The organism is Rhodopseudomonas infernalis, assembly GCF_022271405.1.
GTDB classification, from domain to species: Bacteria; Pseudomonadota; Alphaproteobacteria; order Rhizobiales; family Xanthobacteraceae; genus Rhodopseudomonas; species Rhodopseudomonas infernalis.
The window spans coordinates 53,880-72,155 of sequence record NZ_JAJNAL010000029.1 but is presented as its reverse complement, the minus strand read 5'-3'; the positions used below and the strand labels follow the sequence as shown (position 1 = coordinate 72,155).

Annotated in this window: 17 protein-coding genes; 6 read left to right on the top strand and 11 right to left on the bottom strand. The window is 66.1% G+C overall.

The window, feature by feature from the left end; genetic code table 11:
• Window positions 1-219: 219 nt before the first annotated feature.
• Window positions 220-765 carry an adenine phosphoribosyltransferase gene (locus LPW26_RS18340; protein ID WP_238736973.1) on the bottom strand — a complete coding sequence of 182 codons (546 nt, stop codon included), beginning with the start codon at window positions 763-765 and terminating at the stop codon, window positions 220-222.
• 171 nt (window positions 766-936) lie between these two features.
• Window positions 937-3,099 (bottom strand): anthranilate synthase component I, encoded by a 2,163-nt coding sequence (locus LPW26_RS18335; protein WP_238736972.1) that lies wholly within the window; start codon window positions 3,097-3,099, stop codon window positions 937-939.
• Window positions 3,100-3,399: 300 nt separating this feature from the next.
• On the opposite strand from LPW26_RS18335, the gene LPW26_RS18330 reads away from it, so the two are divergent.
• The 3 genes from LPW26_RS18330 (at window position 3,400) to LPW26_RS18320 (ending at window position 4,287) form a co-directional block, all read left to right on the top strand.
• A complete protein-coding gene (locus tag LPW26_RS18330; protein ID WP_238736971.1) occupies window positions 3,400-3,594 on the top strand; it encodes a type II toxin-antitoxin system HicA family toxin in 195 nt (64 codons plus the stop codon).
• Complete coding sequence (locus tag LPW26_RS18325) at window positions 3,594-3,800, top strand: type II toxin-antitoxin system HicB family antitoxin (RefSeq protein WP_238736970.1); 207 nt, start codon at window positions 3,594-3,596, stop codon at window positions 3,798-3,800. Before LPW26_RS18330 ends, LPW26_RS18325 begins: the two co-directional genes overlap by 1 nt.
• A 310-nt stretch (window positions 3,801-4,110) precedes the next feature.
• A complete protein-coding gene (locus LPW26_RS18320) occupies window positions 4,111-4,287 on the top strand; it encodes a hypothetical protein (protein WP_238736969.1) in 177 nt (58 codons plus the stop codon).
• 9 nt (window positions 4,288-4,296) lie between these two features.
• Here LPW26_RS18320 and LPW26_RS18315 read toward each other — a convergent pair whose 3' ends face one another.
• From LPW26_RS18315 to LPW26_RS18275, 9 genes are all read right to left on the bottom strand, one after another.
• On the bottom strand, window positions 4,297-4,509 hold the full coding sequence (locus LPW26_RS18315) for an alkylphosphonate utilization protein (protein ID WP_238736977.1): 213 nt from the start codon (window positions 4,507-4,509) through the stop codon (window positions 4,297-4,299).
• A gap of 145 nt (window positions 4,510-4,654) precedes the next feature.
• A complete protein-coding gene (locus LPW26_RS18310) occupies window positions 4,655-5,344 on the bottom strand; it encodes an OmpW/AlkL family protein (RefSeq protein WP_238736968.1) in 690 nt (229 codons plus the stop codon).
• A gap of 247 nt (window positions 5,345-5,591) precedes the next feature.
• A complete protein-coding gene (locus LPW26_RS18305; RefSeq protein ID WP_238736967.1) occupies window positions 5,592-5,852 on the bottom strand; it encodes a hypothetical protein in 261 nt (86 codons plus the stop codon).
• Window positions 5,853-6,108: 256 nt separating this feature from the next.
• Entirely contained in the window at window positions 6,109-8,019 is a 1,911-nt protein-coding gene (locus LPW26_RS18300) for a propionyl-CoA synthetase (RefSeq protein ID WP_238736966.1), read from the bottom strand.
• A 264-nt stretch (window positions 8,020-8,283) separates the two neighbouring features.
• On the bottom strand, window positions 8,284-9,045 hold the full coding sequence (locus tag LPW26_RS18295) for a tetratricopeptide repeat protein (RefSeq protein ID WP_238736965.1): 762 nt from the start codon (window positions 9,043-9,045) through the stop codon (window positions 8,284-8,286).
• Between the two features lie 141 nt (window positions 9,046-9,186).
• Complete coding sequence (locus tag LPW26_RS18290; protein WP_238736964.1) at window positions 9,187-9,990, bottom strand: SDR family NAD(P)-dependent oxidoreductase; 804 nt, start codon at window positions 9,988-9,990, stop codon at window positions 9,187-9,189.
• 122 nt (window positions 9,991-10,112) lie between these two features.
• On the bottom strand, window positions 10,113-10,484 hold the full coding sequence (locus tag LPW26_RS18285; protein WP_238736963.1) for a DUF1850 domain-containing protein: 372 nt from the start codon (window positions 10,482-10,484) through the stop codon (window positions 10,113-10,115).
• Window positions 10,485-10,508: 24 nt separating this feature from the next.
• A complete protein-coding gene (locus LPW26_RS18280; protein ID WP_238736962.1) occupies window positions 10,509-12,632 on the bottom strand; it encodes a TRAP transporter permease in 2,124 nt (707 codons plus the stop codon).
• 149 nt (window positions 12,633-12,781) lie between these two features.
• Window positions 12,782-13,726: a TAXI family TRAP transporter solute-binding subunit gene (locus tag LPW26_RS18275; protein ID WP_238736961.1), complete on the bottom strand. Its 945-nt coding sequence runs from the start codon at window positions 13,724-13,726 to the stop codon at window positions 12,782-12,784.
• Window positions 13,727-13,882: 156 nt separating this feature from the next.
• Here LPW26_RS18275 and LPW26_RS18270 point away from each other — a divergent pair, with 156 nt between their 5' ends.
• From LPW26_RS18270 to LPW26_RS18260, 3 genes are all read left to right on the top strand, one after another.
• Entirely contained in the window at window positions 13,883-15,166 is a 1,284-nt protein-coding gene (locus tag LPW26_RS18270; RefSeq protein ID WP_238736960.1) for an MFS transporter, read from the top strand.
• A 101-nt stretch (window positions 15,167-15,267) separates the two neighbouring features.
• Entirely contained in the window at window positions 15,268-16,875 is a 1,608-nt protein-coding gene (locus LPW26_RS18265; RefSeq protein ID WP_238736959.1) for an alkaline phosphatase D family protein, read from the top strand.
• A 286-nt stretch (window positions 16,876-17,161) separates the two neighbouring features.
• Window positions 17,162-18,169: a Bug family tripartite tricarboxylate transporter substrate binding protein gene (locus LPW26_RS18260; RefSeq protein ID WP_238736958.1), complete on the top strand. Its 1,008-nt coding sequence runs from the start codon at window positions 17,162-17,164 to the stop codon at window positions 18,167-18,169.
• Window positions 18,170-18,276: the final 107 nt, after the last annotated feature.

The following is an 18,276-nucleotide window of genomic DNA, read 5'->3' as shown; positions in this document are numbered from 1 at the left end:
GGGGGGGGGCCCCCCCCGGGGGGGGGGGGGGGGGCCCCGCGCAGAGTTCATCCGCTGTGCCCGCGGCTCACCCCACCCCGGCGTGTACCGCGCTGCGCGCGCTACACGCCGACCCTCCCCCTCAAGGGGAGGGTAAGAGCGGCGCGGGGCGTTGACCTTCGACATTCCACATACAATTCATCTTCCCACACGCGGAAAGATGTCGGGTGAGACTCTGTCTCAATGTCCGCCGAATTCCACCAGCGTGCGGACCGGGACGCCCATGCTGCGGATCTTGGCGGCGCCGCCGAGGTCCGGCAGGTCGACGATGAAGCAGGCGGCGACGACTTCGGCGCCGATGTGGCGCAGTAGCTTGATGGCGCCTTCGGCGGTGCCGCCGGTCGCGATCAGATCGTCGACCAGGATGACCCGCTCGCCCGGCTGCAGCGCGTCGACGTGGATCTCGATGATGTCGGTGCCGTATTCCAGCGCATATTCCATCGACACGCAGGTGTGCGGCAGCTTGCCCTTCTTGCGGATCGGCACGAAGCCGGACGACACCTGATGGGCGATCGCACCGCCGATGATGAAGCCCCGCGCCTCGATGCCGGCGACCTTGTCGATCTTGGAGCCCGCCCAAGGCTGCACCAGTTCATCGACGGCGCGGCGGAAGGCTCGCGGATCGCCCAGCAGCGTGGTGATGTCGCGAAACATGATGCCGGGTTTGGGATAGTCCGGAATCGTCCGGACAGCGGCCTTCAGATCGTGGGCAAGCTCGGGGGTCATCGGCGCGGGATCTCTCGTTGAAGAAGCAGGTCTTCCGTCATTGCAAGCCAACCGGTCGGCGCGAAGCGCCGCCCGATGACAGGCTCCGCGAAGCAATCCAAGGCTCCGTGAAAGTCTCCCGGGGAAGACTGGATTGCTTCGTCGCTACGCTCCTCGCAATGACGGGACAAATCAATTGGCCGGATGGCCGAGCCGGAACGCATTTTCGACGATGCGCAGTCCGACCCCGCCGCCGAGCGACATCAGCGATTCCGGATGGAACTGCACCCCGCCGACCGGCAGCGTCTTGTGCTCGATCGCCATCGCGACGCCGTCCTCGGTCGAGGCGGTGACGGTCAGTTCCTTCGGCATGTCGCCCATCTCGACATACAGCGAGTGATAACGGCCGATGGTGATCTCGTTGGGCAGGCCGTGCATCAGCGTGCCGCCGCGGACCTGGATGCGCGAGGGCCGGCCGTGCGCCGGCTGCTGCAACTGGCCGAGCGTGCCGCCGAAGTACTCGCCCATCGCCTGGACGCCGAGGCAGACGCCGAAGATCGGCAGCTTCTTGCCGAGCGCGGTGTCGATGGTCGACTTGATCTTGAAGTCCTCCGGCCGGCCGGGACCGGGCGACAGCACCAGAAGATCGTAGGCATTGTCCGCCAGCATCTTCTGCGCATGGATGTAGCGCACCACGGTGACCTGCGCGCCGACCTGGCGGAAGTAATCGGCCAGCATGTGCACGAAGCTGTCGTCGTGGTCGATCAGCAGCACCCGCTTGCCCGATCCGGTGGCGTCCGGCGCCACCGCCGACAGCGGCTTCGGCGGATCGCCGCGCAGCGCCTGGAACAGCGCCGCGGCCTTGACCTGGCATTCCTTGTCTTCGGCGACCGGATCCGAGTCGAACAGGCAGGTCGCCCCGACGCGGACTTCGGCGAGGCCGTCCTTCATCCGGATGGTGCGGATGGTGAGGCCGGTGTTGATGGTGCCGTCGAAGCCGACCACGCCGAACGCGCCGGCGTACCAGCGTCGCGGCGTCCGCTCATTGTCCTCGACGAACTGCATCGCCCACAGTTTTGGCGCACCGGTGACGGTGACGGCCCAGGCGTGGGTCAGGAACGCGTCGAGCGCGTCGAAGCCGGGCCGCAGCATGCCCTCGACGTGATCGACAGTATGGAAAAGCTTGGAGTAGGTCTCGATCTGGCGGCGGGCCAGAACCTTGATGGTGCCCGGCACGCAGACCCGCGCCTTGTCGTTGCGATCGACATCGGTGCACATGTTGAGCTCGAACTCGTCCTTCTCGGAGTTCAGCAGCTTCTGGATCTGCTCGGCGTCCGCAATGGCGTCGACGCCGCGGGCGATGGTGCCGGAGATCGGACAGGTCTCGATGCGGCGGCCATCGGAGCGGACGAACATCTCGGGCGAGGCCGAGACGAGAAATTCGCCGTCGCCGAGATTGAGCAGGCCGCCATAGGGCGACGGGTTGATCCGGCACAGCCGCTTGAACACCTCGGCAGGCGAGCGCTCGCACGGCTCGCCGAACAACTGGCCAGGCACCGCCTCGAACAGATCGCCGCGGGCGAACGCCTCGCGCGCGACCTCGACCACCTTGGCGTATTCGCCGGGCGCATGGTCTGCAAAGCCCTGGCGGCCGGTCTGGGTATAGACGCTCTCGCCGGTCGCGGTCGGCAGGCCGGCGGTCGACTTGCCCTTCCAGGCGAATTCGTAGGCGATGATGACGCCGCGGCCGGTGGCGCGGTCGTAGGCGAGCAAGCGGTCGGGCACATACAGCACGATGTCGCGCTGGTCGGCCTCGCGGGCGCGCTTCTGCTCGAGATCTTCGAACTGAAACACCAGATCATACGCAAAGGCGCCGTACAGGCCGAGCATCGGGTCGGCCGGCGACGCGAACGCCGCGACGAGCGCCCGCACCAGCGAGATCGCGCTGGCGCGGCGGGTGCGCTGATCCTCGTCGACCGGCGCTTCGCCGCGGACGATATGGCCCCGGATTTTGGTGGCGCAGGCCTGCTCGACGACGACGCTGGGCTCCTCCAGCCGGTCGGACAGGAAGGCGACCAGCACCTCGCCACGCGGGTTCAGCGCCTCGATGACGAACTGGTCGGCCCTGGTGGTGAGCGCCAGCGGCGGATCGGCGAAGCCGAAATCGAAGCTCTCGTAACGGCCCGGCACCGTGGTGCCGGACGACAGCATCACGCCGCGGCGGCGATCCAACAGATCGATCAGATCATCGAGCGCCTGGCCGCCGGCAAATGCCTCCACCGTGCGCGACACGGCGAGACCTGCGGCGGCCTTGTAGTCGCTCTGGGCGGGAAGCGAGAAAACGGTCCTGTTCATGGCATCCTCTTAGCTCAACTTGCCGGAGGAACGCCACACAGGACAAACGTCGAAGCCGCCGCACTGTGGGCGACCTCGGGACGATTTAAAAAACGGAAAATCGCACGGCCACCTCTCAGGAGGTGCGCCACCAACGACGGCAAACGACGGGCTGGGACAGCGTGCACATGGCCGGCAATGCATCACCGGGCGTGGGCGGAGTCAAGGGGCGCAGGCAGCGAGCTATACTCGACCAAAGCAGCACGGACGGCTTCGACGGCTGACGTAAGCTGATCCAATCCCACGAGTGGACGCGCTGCGATGAAAGTGCGGGACGCCATCCGGCTGATCGAGGACGACGGGTGGCTGCATGTTGCCACTCGCGGCAGTCACCGGCAGTATAAGCACCCTTGGAAGCCCGGCCGTGTCACGGTTGCCGGGAAGCCATCCGACGATCTTGCTCCGGGCACGGTTGCCAGTATCTTGAAGCAGGCTGGTTTGAAGGAGCGGCGCTGATGCGCTACGCGGTCGTGATCGAGAAAGCCGACGGAAACTATTCGGCCTACGTACCGGACCTGCCCGGCTGCATTGCGACCGGCGACAGCGTCGCGGAGGTCGAGGTCGAGATCCGCGAGGCGATCCGGTTCCACCTGGACGGCTTGAGGGAGGACGGGCTGCCGGTCCCAGCCCCGACCAGTCTGGCCGAATACATCGAAACCTGAAGCGTGAGCCGCTGAGGAACGCTTCCGTCCTTTCCGCATTCTCTTCCCGCATGCCGGGTGACAACCGGCCGTAACGGGGAAGGCGGACGTGGGTCATTTTGCCGGTTTCTGCCCGCGACATCAACGTATTGGTACGCGCTGACGCCTAACTCGTTCCCGGTATGCATCCCGCCCGGGCCGCGCCTGGGCTGTGGATAACGGTGATATGTCGCGCCGTCCCGGCTCCGTTGCAGGAGCGCGGGGAACTTGCGCCGCTATCGCCGCTTTTCTGTCCTCTGACAGCACCGCAGCATGATCAGTGGGACATCCCATGCCAACCCGTTTGGACAAGCAGATCGACCGGATCGTCGCCGAGAGCGGCGGCAGCGAGCATGAGGCGCTGCGTGCGCTGATGCAGGTGAACGAGCACCTCGAGGCCGAACTTGCACGGCTGCGCGCGGCCGTCATCTTCAGCCACGCCAGCGGCGACGGCGAGTGGCTGCACTGACCTCCGGCTCTAGGATTTCTTCAAGAACTCGGTCCGCAACACCAGGCCCTTGATCTTGTCGGTGCGGCCTTCGATCTCGTCCTCATTGTCGGTGAGGCGAATGCCGCGGATCACGGTGCCGCGCTTCAGCACGGTGGACGAGCCCTTCAGCTTCAAATCCTTGATGAGCGTGACGTTGTCGCCATCGGCGAGCAGCGCCCCGTTGCTGTCCTTGACCTTGATATCCATGCGGTGCCTTTCGGTTTGCCGCGACGGTGCGGCGGCGGGAACTCAAATCAGGAAAGCGGCGCGCGCGCAATCTCCGCGGTCCCGAAACGGTGACGGCGCGGGTCGCCCCGCGCCGCGCCGGTCACGCTGCTAAATCGCGTCAGAACTTGTAGGTGATGCCGGTGCCGATCAGCCACGGATCGAGATTGACCTTGCCGGTGACCGGGACGTTGCCGGCCAGCGTGCCGCTCCACTCCGGGCGCAGCCAGATCTTCTTGACGTCGACGTTCCAGCCCCAATGCTTGTCGAACATGTAGTCGAAGCCGATCTGGGCGACCGGCGCAAAGCTATCCTTGAGATGGCTGTCGGTGACGATGCCGCCGGCCGCGCTCTGGCTGAAGAAGAACGTGTAGTTCACGCCGGCGCCGACGTACGGCTTGAACGCGCCGAAGTCGGTGAAGTGATACTGCAGCGTCAGGGTCGGCGGCAGCAGCCAGGCCTTGCCGACATCGATGCCGGCCAGCGCATCCGCGCCCGAGACGCTGTGCTTGGTGACGCCGAGGATCAGTTCGGCCGCAATGTTGCGGTTGAAGAAATAGGTGATGTCGAGTTCGGGCACCAAAGTGTCGGTGGTCTTCAGCGACGAGCCAGGAACCTGATCGACATAGCCGGAATCCCGCGCCACCACGCCGAGCGCGCGCAGACGGATCATCCAGGGATTCCATTCGTCGACCACCGGCGCCTTGTAGACAGGCCGCGCGGCAAGGTCGGCGGCCACGGCGGAAGCCGGCAGGCCGTTCAGCGCCGCCGCCATCGCCAGCGCCGAGACTGCAGTCAGAAATTTCGTCATAAGTGCCCCACAGGTTTAGTCGCATGAGCGGGAGCTCACGCTTGCGAGCACAGATGCCTCCGAGAAGCAGTCGGGATTGATCTCGATCAAATCGCCGAGGCAGCTTGTCGCACCTCGGCGGTACGCGTGTCCTGCGCGCAACAGATTCTCAAAGGAGTCGCGACGAAGCCTGTCACGATCGCTTGCAGAGTGGCCACCCGTCGCGCGACGCGCGTATCGGCTGCGCGTGCACGCAACAGCCGAGCGGTTACGGCCGGCTCGGATTCTGCATCATGTATTCGCCGAGATTGCGCTGGGCACGATTGGCACGGGTGATCGAGTTGGAGCGCTGCACGTCGCGGTCCCGCCGGCAGGCGACGTATTCGGACGACCCGACCGCGACGCCGTTCTGCTTACAGAACGCATCGTCGTCCCCCAGATCCGCCGGCGCATCGTTGCGGCTGGCGCAGCCGGCGAGCATGGCGGCGGCGAAGCCAAGGACGAGCAGGCGCTTCGACATGAGCAACATTCACACCCCTGAGAGTTCGTCACTCCGGGGCACGAGCGCAGCTCGTGAACCCGGAATCCATACGCACCGACCGGGGTTATGGATTCCGGGTTCGCCGCTACGCGGCGCCCCGGAATGACGCGGAAAGGCAGTGCCTGTTTAGCGCGAATTGCGGGCTTTGTAAGTCCGCAATCGCCACCGTCATTGCAAGGAGCGACCGGATCTGCGCTCCTCGCCGACCCGTTGGGCTCGCAATGACGGGGAAAGGTCTGCCCCCTCAGCCGTGACTCTTCAGCGCCGACGAGATATCGTCGAGCGCGGTCGGGTCTTCGATCGTCGCCGGCATGGTCCAGGCGTCGCCGTCGGCGATCTTCTTGATGGTGCCGCGCAGGATCTTGCCGGACCGGGTCTTGGGCAGCCGCGGCACCGTGATGGCCAGCTTGAACGCCGCCACCGGACCGAGCTTCTCGCGCACCAGCTTGACGATCTCCTTCTCGATCTCGGCGTGATCGCGAGTGACGCCGCTCTTCAGCACGATCAGCCCGCAGGGGACTTCGCCCTTGATGGTGTCGTTGATGCCGAGCACGGCGCATTCGGCGACGTCCGGATGCGAGGCGAGGATCTCCTCCATGCCGCCGGTCGAGAGCCGATGGCCGGCGACGTTGATGATGTCGTCGGTGCGGCCCATCACGAAGACATAGCCGTCTTCGTCGAGATAACCGGCATCGGAGGTTTTGTAGTAGCCGGGGAAGTCGGCGAAGTAGCTCTCGCGGCAGCGTTCGTCTTGCTGCCACAGCGTCGGCAGATTGCCGGGCGGCAGCGGCAGCTTGATGACGATCGAGCCCATCGTGCCGGGCGCGACCGGCTTGGCGCCCTCGTCCACCACTTCGAGTTTATAGCCCGGCATCGGCACCGTCGGCGAGCCGTGCTTGACCGGCAGCAGGCCGAGACCGACCGGATTGCCGGCGATGCACCAGCCGGTTTCGGTCTGCCACCAGTGATCGATCACCGGCACCTTGAGCTGCTGCTCGGCCCACTCCACCGTCGGCGGATCGGCACGCTCGCCGGCCAGGAACAGCGTGCGCAGCTTCGACAGATCGTATTTGCGGATGAAGCTGCCCTCGGGATCGTCCTTGCGGATCGCCCGGAAGGCCGTCGGCGCCGTGAACAGCGCCACCGCGCCGTGCTCGGAAATCACCCGCCAGAATGCGCCGGCGTCCGGCGTACCGACCGGCTTGCCTTCATACATGATCGAGGTCGCGCCGTGGATCAGCGGGCCGTAGATGATGTAGCTGTGGCCGACCACCCAGCCGATGTCGGACGCGCACCACCACACCTCGCCCGGCTTGACGCCGTAGAGGTTTTCCATCGACCATTTCAGCGCGACGAGATGACCGCCGTTGTCGCGCACCACGCCCTTCGGCTTGCCGGTCGTGCCCGACGTGTAGAGGATGTAGAGCGGATCGGTGGCATCGACCGCGACGCAGTCGGCAGCCTTGCCGGCCGCGAGGGCGTCGCTGCGCAGCTTGCCCCAGTCGTGATCGCGGCCCTCCTTCAGCTCGCAATCCTGCTGCGGCCGCTTCAGGATGATGCAGGCGTCCGGCTTCACCGCGGCGAGCTCGATCGCTTCGTCGAGCAGCGGCTTGTACTTGACGATGCGGCCGGGCTCGATGCCGCAGCTCGCCGACAGGATCAGCTTCGGCTTGGCATCGTCGATACGAGTGGCGAGTTCTTTCGCCGCGAAGCCGCCGAACACCACCGAATGCACCGCGCCGATGCGGGCGCAAGCCAGCATCGCCACCATCGATTCCGGCACCATCGGCATATAGAGAATGACGCGGTCACCCTTCTGCACGCCGAAATCCTGCATCACCGCGGCGAGCGCCTGCACTTCGCGGAGCATCTCCGCATAAGTGAAGGTGCTGATCGTGCCGGTCAGCGGCGAATCGTGGATCAGCGCGACCTGGTCTGCGCGGCCACCCGCGACATGACGGTCGAGCGCATTGTAGCAGGTGTTGACCTTGGCGCCGGGAAACCAGCGGCCGTACAGCCCGAGCGAGGCGTCGAACACCTTGGTGGGTGGCTCGATCCAGTCGATCTCGCGCGCAGCCTCGCCCCAGAATCCCTCCGGATCAGCAAGAGAACGAGCATGGACTTCGTGGTAACGACTCGTGTCGTGCATATTCATGGCGTCGCACTCCCATGTTTTCGGGCGGTTTGGCCCGCCATGTCCAGCTTTTAGGCGGCGCTGGCAACCCCGCCTTTGTTCCTAATCAACACCGGATCGTCTGCCGCAGCGGTATTTTCAATGCCATCCGGCAGGATGCAAGTGGCGGCTCAATCCCACGACGCGATTAGGCTCAGCCGTCATTGCGAGGAGCGAAGCGACGAAGCAATCCAGACCGGCACACGGAGCTGGATTGCTTCGCTGCGCTCGCAATGACGGCACAACTCAATGCGCGTCGACACCGGAAAGCTGCTGCAGCCGCCCCTTCATCGCAGCCCGCAGGTCGTAGCCGGGCTTTCCGTAAGCTGTATTCCGCCGCGCGAGAAACTTGTCCTGCGCGCGCTTCAGCGCCTGCAATTCTGCCGGCCTCCCCTTCGCGTAATCCTGCAGCAAGCGCTGATACATCACGTGAACCTCACGATCCAGATTGGCGAGGTCACGGTCGGCACAGATCGCCTTCTCGACGGCGCGGCGGGCGCGGCGGCAGTCGAAGCTCGGCTTGCCATCGATCGCTTTTTGAACGCCGAGCTGCTCCAGCTCTGTCGCCAGCGCCTTGTGATTGGTGCGTGCGCCGACATGATCCGGCTGCAGCTTCAGCGCGGCGGAGAAATCCGCCAGCGCCTTCGGCCTGTCACCCTTAAGACGCCAGACCTCGCCGCGCGCATTCAGAACATCGGGCTGCTTGGGATCGAGCCGCAGCGCGTCGTCGTAATCGACCAGCGCACGATCGATCTGCTGCGTGCGGGCGAACGCACTGCCTCGCGCAATCAACCCCTTGATACGATCGTCGCGTTCGGTCCTCTTGCTGGCGATCAGCCCGCTGCATAGCGTGATGGTGCGCTCTGCCTCGTCCGGATTCACCGCGGCAAGGCACGGCGCGGGGTCTATGGTCGGATCGTCGATCGCGTCGGGCGTGGTGGCGAGTGCGGGCGCGCAGATGAGCGCTGCGAAGGCAAGAAGCAACGCTGTGGCGGGAAAACGCTGCATCACGCGATCCATCCTGAACGTCAACGCACGCTCCGTCATGCTGAAGTGCGCGCGCCTCGAAGGATGAGCCGCAAGTACACACGTCGGTCATCCTTCGAGGCTCGCTGCGCTCGCGGCTCAAGATGACGGCCGATACTCACCCTAATTCACCTTCAACGTGAGCCCGCCGTCGACCACCATTTCAAGTCCGGTGACATATTTCGACTCGTCGCTGGCCAGGAACAGCGCAGCGTTCGCGACGTCCCAGGCTTCGCCCATATGGCCCATCGGCACCTGAGCGTCGCGGGCGCGCCACATCGCGTCGACGTCGCCGCCGGCGTAGCTCGCGGCGAGGCCGGCGGAGTGCGCGACCATCGGGGTCTTCATCAGGCCCGGGAGGATCGCGTTCACCCGGATGTGGTCCTTGGCGTATTCCACCGCCGTGGTCCGCGTCATCGCATTCATGGCGGCTTTCGACGCCGCATAGGTGACGTAGGAGATGCCGAGATGGCGGATCGCGGCGATCGACGAGATGTTGATGATCGAACCGCCGCCCTGCCGCTGCATGATCGGAATGACGTGCTTCATCGCCAGGAACGCGCTCTTGAGGTTGACGGCGAAGACGCGATCCCAATCCGCCTCGGCCACTTCGACCACGCTGCCGGTCTCGGCGATGCCCACATTGTTGTCGAGCACGTCGATCTTGCCGTACGCCTCCATGCAGGCCTTGACCATCGCCTCGACATCCGCGGCGCGCGACACGTCGGCGGCGAAGGCGACCGCCCGGCCGCCGGTGCCGGTGATCAGGCTGGCGGTTTCCTCCGCCGCCTCGGCATTGCGGTCGACGCAAAACACCTGCGCCCCCTCACGCGCGAACGTCACCGCGGTCGCCTTGCCGTTGCCCCAGCCCGGCCCGATCGAACCGGCCCCGACCACCAGCGCGGTCTTGCCTTGCAGTCGTGGCATGCGTGCTCTCTTTCGTCGTTACGTCAGGGGAAGCCTTGTAGCCCGGATGGAGCGAAGCGCAATCCGGGACAAACGATCAAAGAACCCGGATTTCGCTTCGCTCCATCCGGGCTACAGCTCCGTCACTTGCACGCGATCATCGTCGTCGGATGCGGGCCTACGTCGTGGCCGATGATCTGCGACAGCGTCCTGCACGCGCCGTCGCTGCAGATCCGCCACTCACCCGCCATCCCCGAATTGCCGAGGATCACCTCTCGATGCGGCGACTGATGCGGCGACCATTGAAACCAGCCCTTAATCAGCCGCGCCTCGGGCGGCGGCTCCATGCCGGCGCCGGTGCCTTTGACGCGGGCCTGTGTCAGTTCGAGTCCCTGCGGCGTGACGCGCCAGTCTTCCTGCCATTCGGTCTTCTCGATCGAATGCGTCCAGGTCAGCGTGAACGCTGCGAGCGCAAGCGTCTTGACGACGCCGGCGGACGCGACGCAGAGGCTCATTGCGCAAGCCTCACGGCGCGCGGCTCACGCAGTCGCCACCGCGTCGCGCGGCGGACGCTGCCGCCACTGCCAGGCGACGACCAGCGCGGCGACGATGAAGCCGACATAGTCGCTGTAGGCGAATTCGCCGAGCAGGCAGATCGAAGCCGCAAAGGCGACGACGCGTTCGAGCACGCTCATCCGCGTGTACAGGAAGCCGATCGCCACCATGCCGAACAGCGCGATCGCGATCAGCGCCTTGAGCGTCGCGTAGACGACGGCGCCGTAGAAGCCGATTTGTGCCGCCATCGGGTCGCCGGGCTGCAGCATCAGCGCAGGCGAGTACACCGCGATGAACGGAATGACGTAGCCGGCGATCGCGATCCGCATCGCCTCCCAGCCGATCTTGTCGGGATTCTCGCGGGCGATCGGCGCCGCCGCGAGTGCGGCCAGCGCCACCGGCGGCGACAGGTCCGCCATGATGCCGTAGTAGAACGCGAACATGTGGCTGACGAGCAGCGGCACGCCGAGCTTGGCGAGCGCCGGCGCCGCCAGCGCCGCGGTGATGATGTAGGTCGGGATCGTCGGGATGCCGGTGCCGAGCAGGATCGACAGCAGCATCGTCATGATCAGCGCCAGGAACAGGCTTTTCTCGCCGAGCCCGATCACCCAGCTGCCGAACACCGTGCCGACGCCGGTCTGGGTCATCATGCCGATGATGGTGCCGACGATCGCGCAGGCCATGCCGACGGTGAGCGCCGACTTGGCGCTGTCGGCGAGCGAGTCGCGGCACGCCACCAGCGTGGCGCGGCCGCCGCGAGTGAAGGCCGTGATGGCGATCAGCGCCGCGACGATCAGCACGATGCGCATGATGTCGAGCCCGTTGCGCGACACCGCGCCGACCACCAGCGCCAGCCCGATCCAGAACACGTAGCGCAGCACCTGATTGGAAAGGCCGTGCACGATCGAGGCGCCGAGGATCAACGCAACGGTCAGCGCCAGCCCCATCGAGCCGGCGTAGAGCGGCGTGAAGCCCTCGAACAGCATGAACACCAGGGCGGCCAGCGGCAGGATCAGGTACCAGCGTTCGACCGCGGCCCTCCAGGCGCTCGGGATCTCGGATGCCTTCATCCCGACCAGGCCGTGCTTGCCGGCTTCGAGATGCACCATCCAGAACGCCGAGGCGAAGTACAGGAAAGCCGGGATCACCGCGGCCTTGACGACCACCGAGTAATCGACGCCGAGCGTCTCCGCCATGATGAAGGCGACCGCGCCCATCACAGGCGGCATGATCTGGCCGCCCATCGAAGCGGTGGCTTCGACGCCGGCCGCGAACGCGCGCCGGTAGCCGAACTTGATCATCAGCGGGATCGTGAACTGGCCGACGGTGACGACGTTGGCGACGCCGGAGCCGGAGATCGTGCCCATCATGCCCGAGGCGAACACCGCGACCTTGGCGGGACCGCCGCGGCTGCGGCCGAACAGACCGAGCGACACGTCGGTGAACAACTGGATCATGCCGGCGCGCTCCAGGAACGAGCCGAACAGGATGAAGAGGAAAATGTAAGTCGCCGACACGTAGATCGGCACGCCGTAGAAGCCTTCGGTGCCGAACGACAGATGGGTGACGACCTGGTCGAAGTCATAACCGCGATGGTTGAACGGCGCCGGCAGATATTGGCCGAAGAACCAGTACAGCAGACACACGCCGCACATAATCGGCAATGCGGGACCCATCAGCCGGCGTGTGCCCTCGAAAATCAGCACCGCCAGCAGCGTGCCGACCGCGAGATCGAGATGCGTCGGGTCACCGTCGCGCGCGATCAGGTCGGCATAGAAGATCCACTGGTAAAGCCCGCACAGAAATCCCAGCGCGCCGACGATCCAGGCAACCGCGCGGCCGAAATCGGTCCGGGCGGTGAAGTTGCCGATCAGGCCGAACGTGAGCAGGATGAGGAAGCCGACATGCACGCCGCGCACCACCTGGCTCGGCAGCACGTTCCAGGCCGCGATGACGAGCTGGAAAACCGCGAAGGCGATCGCCACGCCATAGGCGAGATGCCGCCAGCCGCGCGGCCCGAAACCGGGCGGGAAGCCGTGCTCGAAATTGTCGAACTCGACTTTGACCGGGTCCGGCTTGTGGTCGACGGTGGTTTCCGGCTGCAGCATCGATGATTGCTCCCTTGGCGCGCTGACTATGTGCAGCCGCCGCCCCACTCTCGAAGGTCATGCGCGGGCTTGTCCCGCGCATCCATCTTCTTCCGAGAAAGATGGATGGCCGGGTCAAGCCCGGCCATGACACCCTTCGTGAGCAGCAATTACTTCAGCACGCCCTTTTCCTTGAAGTACTTGATGGCGCCGGGATGCAGTGGGACCGGGCTTCCGGTGGCGGCGGCTTCCAGCTTGATCTCGCGGCCGGCGGCATGGGAGCTCGCCAGTTCCGGCAGGTTCTCGTAGATCAGCTTGGTCATCTGATAAGCGAGATCGTCCGACACCGCGGTCGAGGTCACCAGATAGTTGACCACCGCGGCGGTCGGAACGTCCTGGTCCTGGCCCGAATAGGTCTTGGCCGGAATGGTCGTCGCGATGAACGGCGGTCCGATCTTGTCCACGACCTCCTTGGGCACCGCGACGACAGTGATGGCCGACGAGTTCGACAGGTCCTTCAGCGAGGCGACGCCGAGGCCGGCGGACTGCAGGGTGGCAGCGAGCTGGCGGTTCTTCATCAGGTCGACCGACTCGGCGAACGGCAGGTACTCGACCTTGCCGAGATCCTTGTAGTCCATCCCGGCGGCCTTGAGGATCGCGCGCGAATTGAGCTCAGTGCCGGATTTCGGCGCGCCGACCGACAGGCTCTTGCCCTTCAGATCGGCGAGCGTCTTGATGCCGGATTCCGCGGTGGCGACGATCTGGATGTAGTTCGGGTAGATCGCGCCGATCACGCGCAGCTTGTCGAGCTTGGCCTTGAAGCCGGCTTCGGTGTCGCCTTCCCAGGCAGCCTTCAGCGAGTCACCCAGCGTGAAGGCGATCTCGCCGCGGCCCTGCTGCAGCAGATTGAGGTTCTCGACCGACGCTTTGGTGGCCTGCACCTGCGCTTTGACGTTCGGGATTTTCTCGCCGTAGATCTTGGAGATGGCGACACCGAGCGGGTAATATACTCCCGAGGTACCGCCGGTCAGCACGTTGACGAACTGCTGCGCGTGAGCCGGCGGAGCGACAACCACCGCCGCAGCCGCCACGATGGCGAAAAAACTGGCCTTCATGAACGAATTTCTCCCCTGAGTTGCTTAGCGCGGAAATTGAACGGGCAAAACGTCGCGGTCAACCAGAGAAATCGGCAATACCAAGGCGAAGGCGCGGAACCAGATTGAAAGCTGAAGGGTTGCTGGCGTACTTTTTGTCGCACCCCAGAGGTCCGCGTGCCGTCTTCCCCAAAGCCGAACGTGCAGCGGTCGCTCGACGCACTCAACTTCTTCCTCGCCGACGTGCGCGACGGGCTTGGGCCTTATCTGGCGATCTACCTGCTGGCGGTGCAGAACTGGAACGAAGCCTCGATCGGCCTGGTGATGTCGATCGCCGCCGCGGCCGGCATCCTGGCGCAAACGCCGGCCGGCGCACTGATCGATCGCTCCACCGCAAAGCGTGGACTGATGGTGACCGCCGCGATCGTGGTGACGATCTCTTCGATCACGCTGCCGCTGCTGCAAAGCTTCGAACTCGTGGCCGCCACCCAGGCGCTGGCCGGCGCGGCCGGCGCTATCTTCGCACCCGCTGTTGCGGCGGTGACGCTCGGCATCGTCGGCCCGCGCGCCTTCGCGCGGCGCACCGGGCGTAACGAGGCGTTCAACCATGCCGGCAATGCCACCGCCGCACTGCTCGCCGGCGTGTCGGCCTATTTCTTCGGGCCGGTGGTGGTGTTCTGGCTGATGTCGGCGATGGCGGTCGCCAGCATCTTCGCGACGTTGTCGATCCCCGCATCGGCAATCGACGATCACATGGCGCGCGGCCTCGACAGCGCAGAGGCGCCAGCCACAGGCTCGGCGCAGACCGCGCACGACGAGCAGCCGTCCGGCTTCAAGGTGCTGCTGACCTGCCGGCCGCTGCTGATCTTCGCCGGCGCCACCGTGCTGTTTCACTTCGCCAACGCCGCGATGCTGCCGCTGGTCGGGCAGAAGCTGGCGCTGGTGAACAAGAATCTCGGCACCACGCTGATGTCGGTGTGTATCGTCGCCGCCCAGCTGGTGATGGTGCCGGTGGCGGCGCTGGTCGGCAACAAGGCCGACGTGTGGGGGCGCAAGCCGATCTTCGCGGTGGCGCTCGGCGTACTGGCGCTGCGCGGCGCGCTCTATCCGCTGTCGGACAATCCGTATTGGCTGGTCGGCGTGCAACTGCTCGACGGCGTCGGCGCCGGCATTTTCGGCGCGCTGTTTCCGCTGGTAGTGGCCGACCTCACCCGTGGCACTGGGCGCTTCAATGTCAGCCAGGGCGCGATTGCGACCGCCGCGGGGCTCGGCGGCGCGCTGTCGACCGCGGTCGCCGGCCTGATCGTGGTGTCAACCGGTTACAGCGCAGCGTTCCTGACGCTCGCCACGATCGCCGCCGCGGGGCTCGCACTATTCCTGCTGCTGATGCCGGAAACCCGCCCGGATACGGAGCAGCCGGCACCGCCGCCCGCGCTGGCGCCGACGGCGCCCGCCGAGTAGATTGTCGCTGCGGCTTCATGAAGCCGCGCTAAGCTCGGCGGTCACCCCTCCTGTTGGTTCTCGTCGCGACCAAGCTTCGCCGGCCGGAATTGGAATCTGCCATGCTCCGCCAGCCCTCCCCGTTTCTATCGCTCGACCGCCGCAGCCTGCTGCGCGGTGCCCTCGGCGCCGGTGTGATCGGCGCGCTGCCGGCGCGCGCCGCCGAACCCTCCGGCGTCGCCTTCAAATCCGATCCGTTCACGCTCGGCGTCGCCTCCGGCGATCCGGCGCCGGACGGCTTCGTGCTGTGGACCCGGCTCGCGCCGGAGCCGCTCAAGGCGCGCGGCGGCATGAGCAGTCAGCCCGTCGAGGTCAGCGTCGAAATCGCCGACGATCCGGCGATGACCCGCATCGTTCGCACCGTCTCCGAAATCGCGCGGCTCGAACTCGCCCACTCCGTCCATGCCGAGATCGAGGGTCTGGCGCCGGGCCGCGATTACTTCTATCGCTTCCGCGCCGGCGGCGCGGAGAGTCCGATCGGCCGCGCCCGCACGCTGCCGGCGGCCGGCGACTCGCTGTCGCAGATCCGCTTCGCGGCGGCCGGCTGCCAGCGCTGGGAGGACGGCTACTACACCGCGTGGCGCGCGATCGCCGACGACAAGCTCGATTTCGTCTTCCACTATGGCGACTACATCTACGAATACGCCCACACCGAGGTGACCGGCCGCGACAAGCAGCCGGCGCCGCGCACCATGCCGGCGGATTTTCCGGCCTGCTTCACGCTGACCGACTATCGCCGCCGCTACGCGCTGTACAAGACCGACGCCGACCTGCAGGCCGCGCACGCCTCCTGCCCGTTCCTGCCCAGCTTCGACGACCACGAGTTCGCCAACAACTGGGCCGCCGACAGCGACCCCAAGCGCACGCCCGCGGACGCCTTCCTGTTTCGCCGGGCGATGGCGCTGCAAGCCTGGTACGAACACATGCCGGTGCGGCGCGCGCAGCTTCCGCGCGGGCCGGATGTCCGCGCCTATCGGGGCTTCCGCTTCGGTTCGCTGCTCGATGTCGCGGTGCTGGATACGCGGCAATATCGCTCGCGCCAGCCCTGCGGCGACGGCTTCCTGGCCGGCTGCGCCGAGGCCGATGACGAGAGCCGCACCATGCTGGGCTCCGCGCAGGAGCAATGGCTCGCCGAGCGGCTGAAGCAGGGCAAGGCGACATGGCAGGTCCTGGCCCAGCAGGTGATGTTCGCGCAGTTCGACTGGCGGGGCTTTCCGTTCGTCAAGGAGACCGCAGCGCCGATCATCGATCTCGATACCTGGAACGGCGCCACGGCCGGACGCGCGCGCGTGACCGCGATGCTGGAGGCGGCCGGGATCGCCAACCCGGTGGTGCTGACCGGCGACCTGCACCGGGCGCTCGCGATGGAGTTGCGCCGCGACTGGCGCGACCCGGCCTCGCCGTGCTTCGGCGTGGAGTTCCTGTCGACCTCGATCTCGTCGTTCGGCGACGGCCCGGCCACGGACGCCGACCGCGCCACGATGCTGCGCAACAACCCGCATGTGAAGTTCTTCAGCGACAAGCGCGGCTATACCCGTCACACCGTCACGCCAGCGCAATGGCAGGCCGATTTCCGCACCGTCGACAGCACCGCGACGCCGGGGCAGCCGGTCCGCACCGCGCAGACCCTGGTGGTGGAAGCCGGACGTCCCGGACTGATCAGCCGATAGTCGCCCCGAGGCTTCTCGGCTCCCGCACGCCGAGCAGGCTGGTCACATTGCGCGCGACCGCGTAGTCTGCGGTCCGCACCGGCCCACCAAGAGGCCGGTCTGACCGGGAGAACGTCCATGATGGCCGCCGCACAGCGCGCCACGCCGTCGCTTGCCGCTCCTGTTTGCCGGGAGCCGGCGAGCCGCGACCATGATGTTGCAATCGCCGTTCAGACACTCACCGCCAGCCCGCGCTCCGCCGCGGGCTGTCTCTGTCGTTCGCTGCTCGCATCTGAGGGAAATCTGCATGTCGTCTTCGACTCGCCCGCCGTTCCGTCCCAGCCGCCGCAGCCTGCTGCGCGGTGCCGCCGCTCTGGGCACGCTGCCGCTTCTACCAAGCGTGGTGCGTGCTGATACGTGGCCGGGCCGGCCGGTGAAATTCGTCGTGCCGTTCGCGGCCGGCGGCACCACCGATATTCTGGCCCGGCTGGTGGCGCAGAAGATGTCGGAAGAATACGGCCAGCAATTCATCGTCGAAAACAAGGCCGGCGCCGGCGGCAACATCGCGGCCGAGTTCGTCGCCAAGTCGGAGCCCGACGGCTACACCTTCATCGTCGGCACGCCCGGCACGCACGCGATCAATCAGTTCGTGTTCAAGACGCTGGCCTATGACCAGGTCAAGGACATCGCGCCGGTGATCATCATCGCCAAGGTGCCGAATTTGTTCTCGGTCACCAATTCGCTGCCGGTGAAGAGCGTCGCCGAACTGATCGCCTACGCAAAGTCGAAGCCAGGCGAGCTGTTCTACGGCACGCCGGGGCTCGGCTCGACCGCGCATGTCTCGACCGAATTGTTCAAGTCGATGGCCGACGTGCAGATGACGCACGTGCCGTACAAGGGCTCGGCGCCGATGCTGACCGACCTGATGGCGGGCCGCGTTCATCTCACCATCGACAATCTGCCGGCGTCGCAGCCGCACGCCGATGCCGGCTCGATCCGGGCGATCGCGGTGTCGACCGCGGCGCGCTGGCCGCTGCTGCCGGATCTGCCGACCATCGCCGAAGCCGGCGTGCCCGGCTACGACGCCGCGGCGTGGTTCACGATCGGCGCACCGGCCAAGACCTCGCCGGACATCATCGCCAAGCTCAACGCCAGCGTCGAGAAATACATCAAGACCGAAGAAGGCACCGCGCGGCTGCGCAAGCTCGGCGCCGATCCGGTCGGCGGCTCGCCCGGCGACATGCAGCGCTTCGTGCAGGCCGAGATCGACAAATGGGGCAAGGTGGCGAAGTTCGCCAAGATCGAGCCGCAATAAGCGCAGCCGACAACTCATCGCGCCTCAATAGGCGCTCGCGATGCTTGTGTTGCCGCGAGCGCCAGTCTCCGTGTGTGTACTAAAGAGAACTTCGATGCAGCGGATGA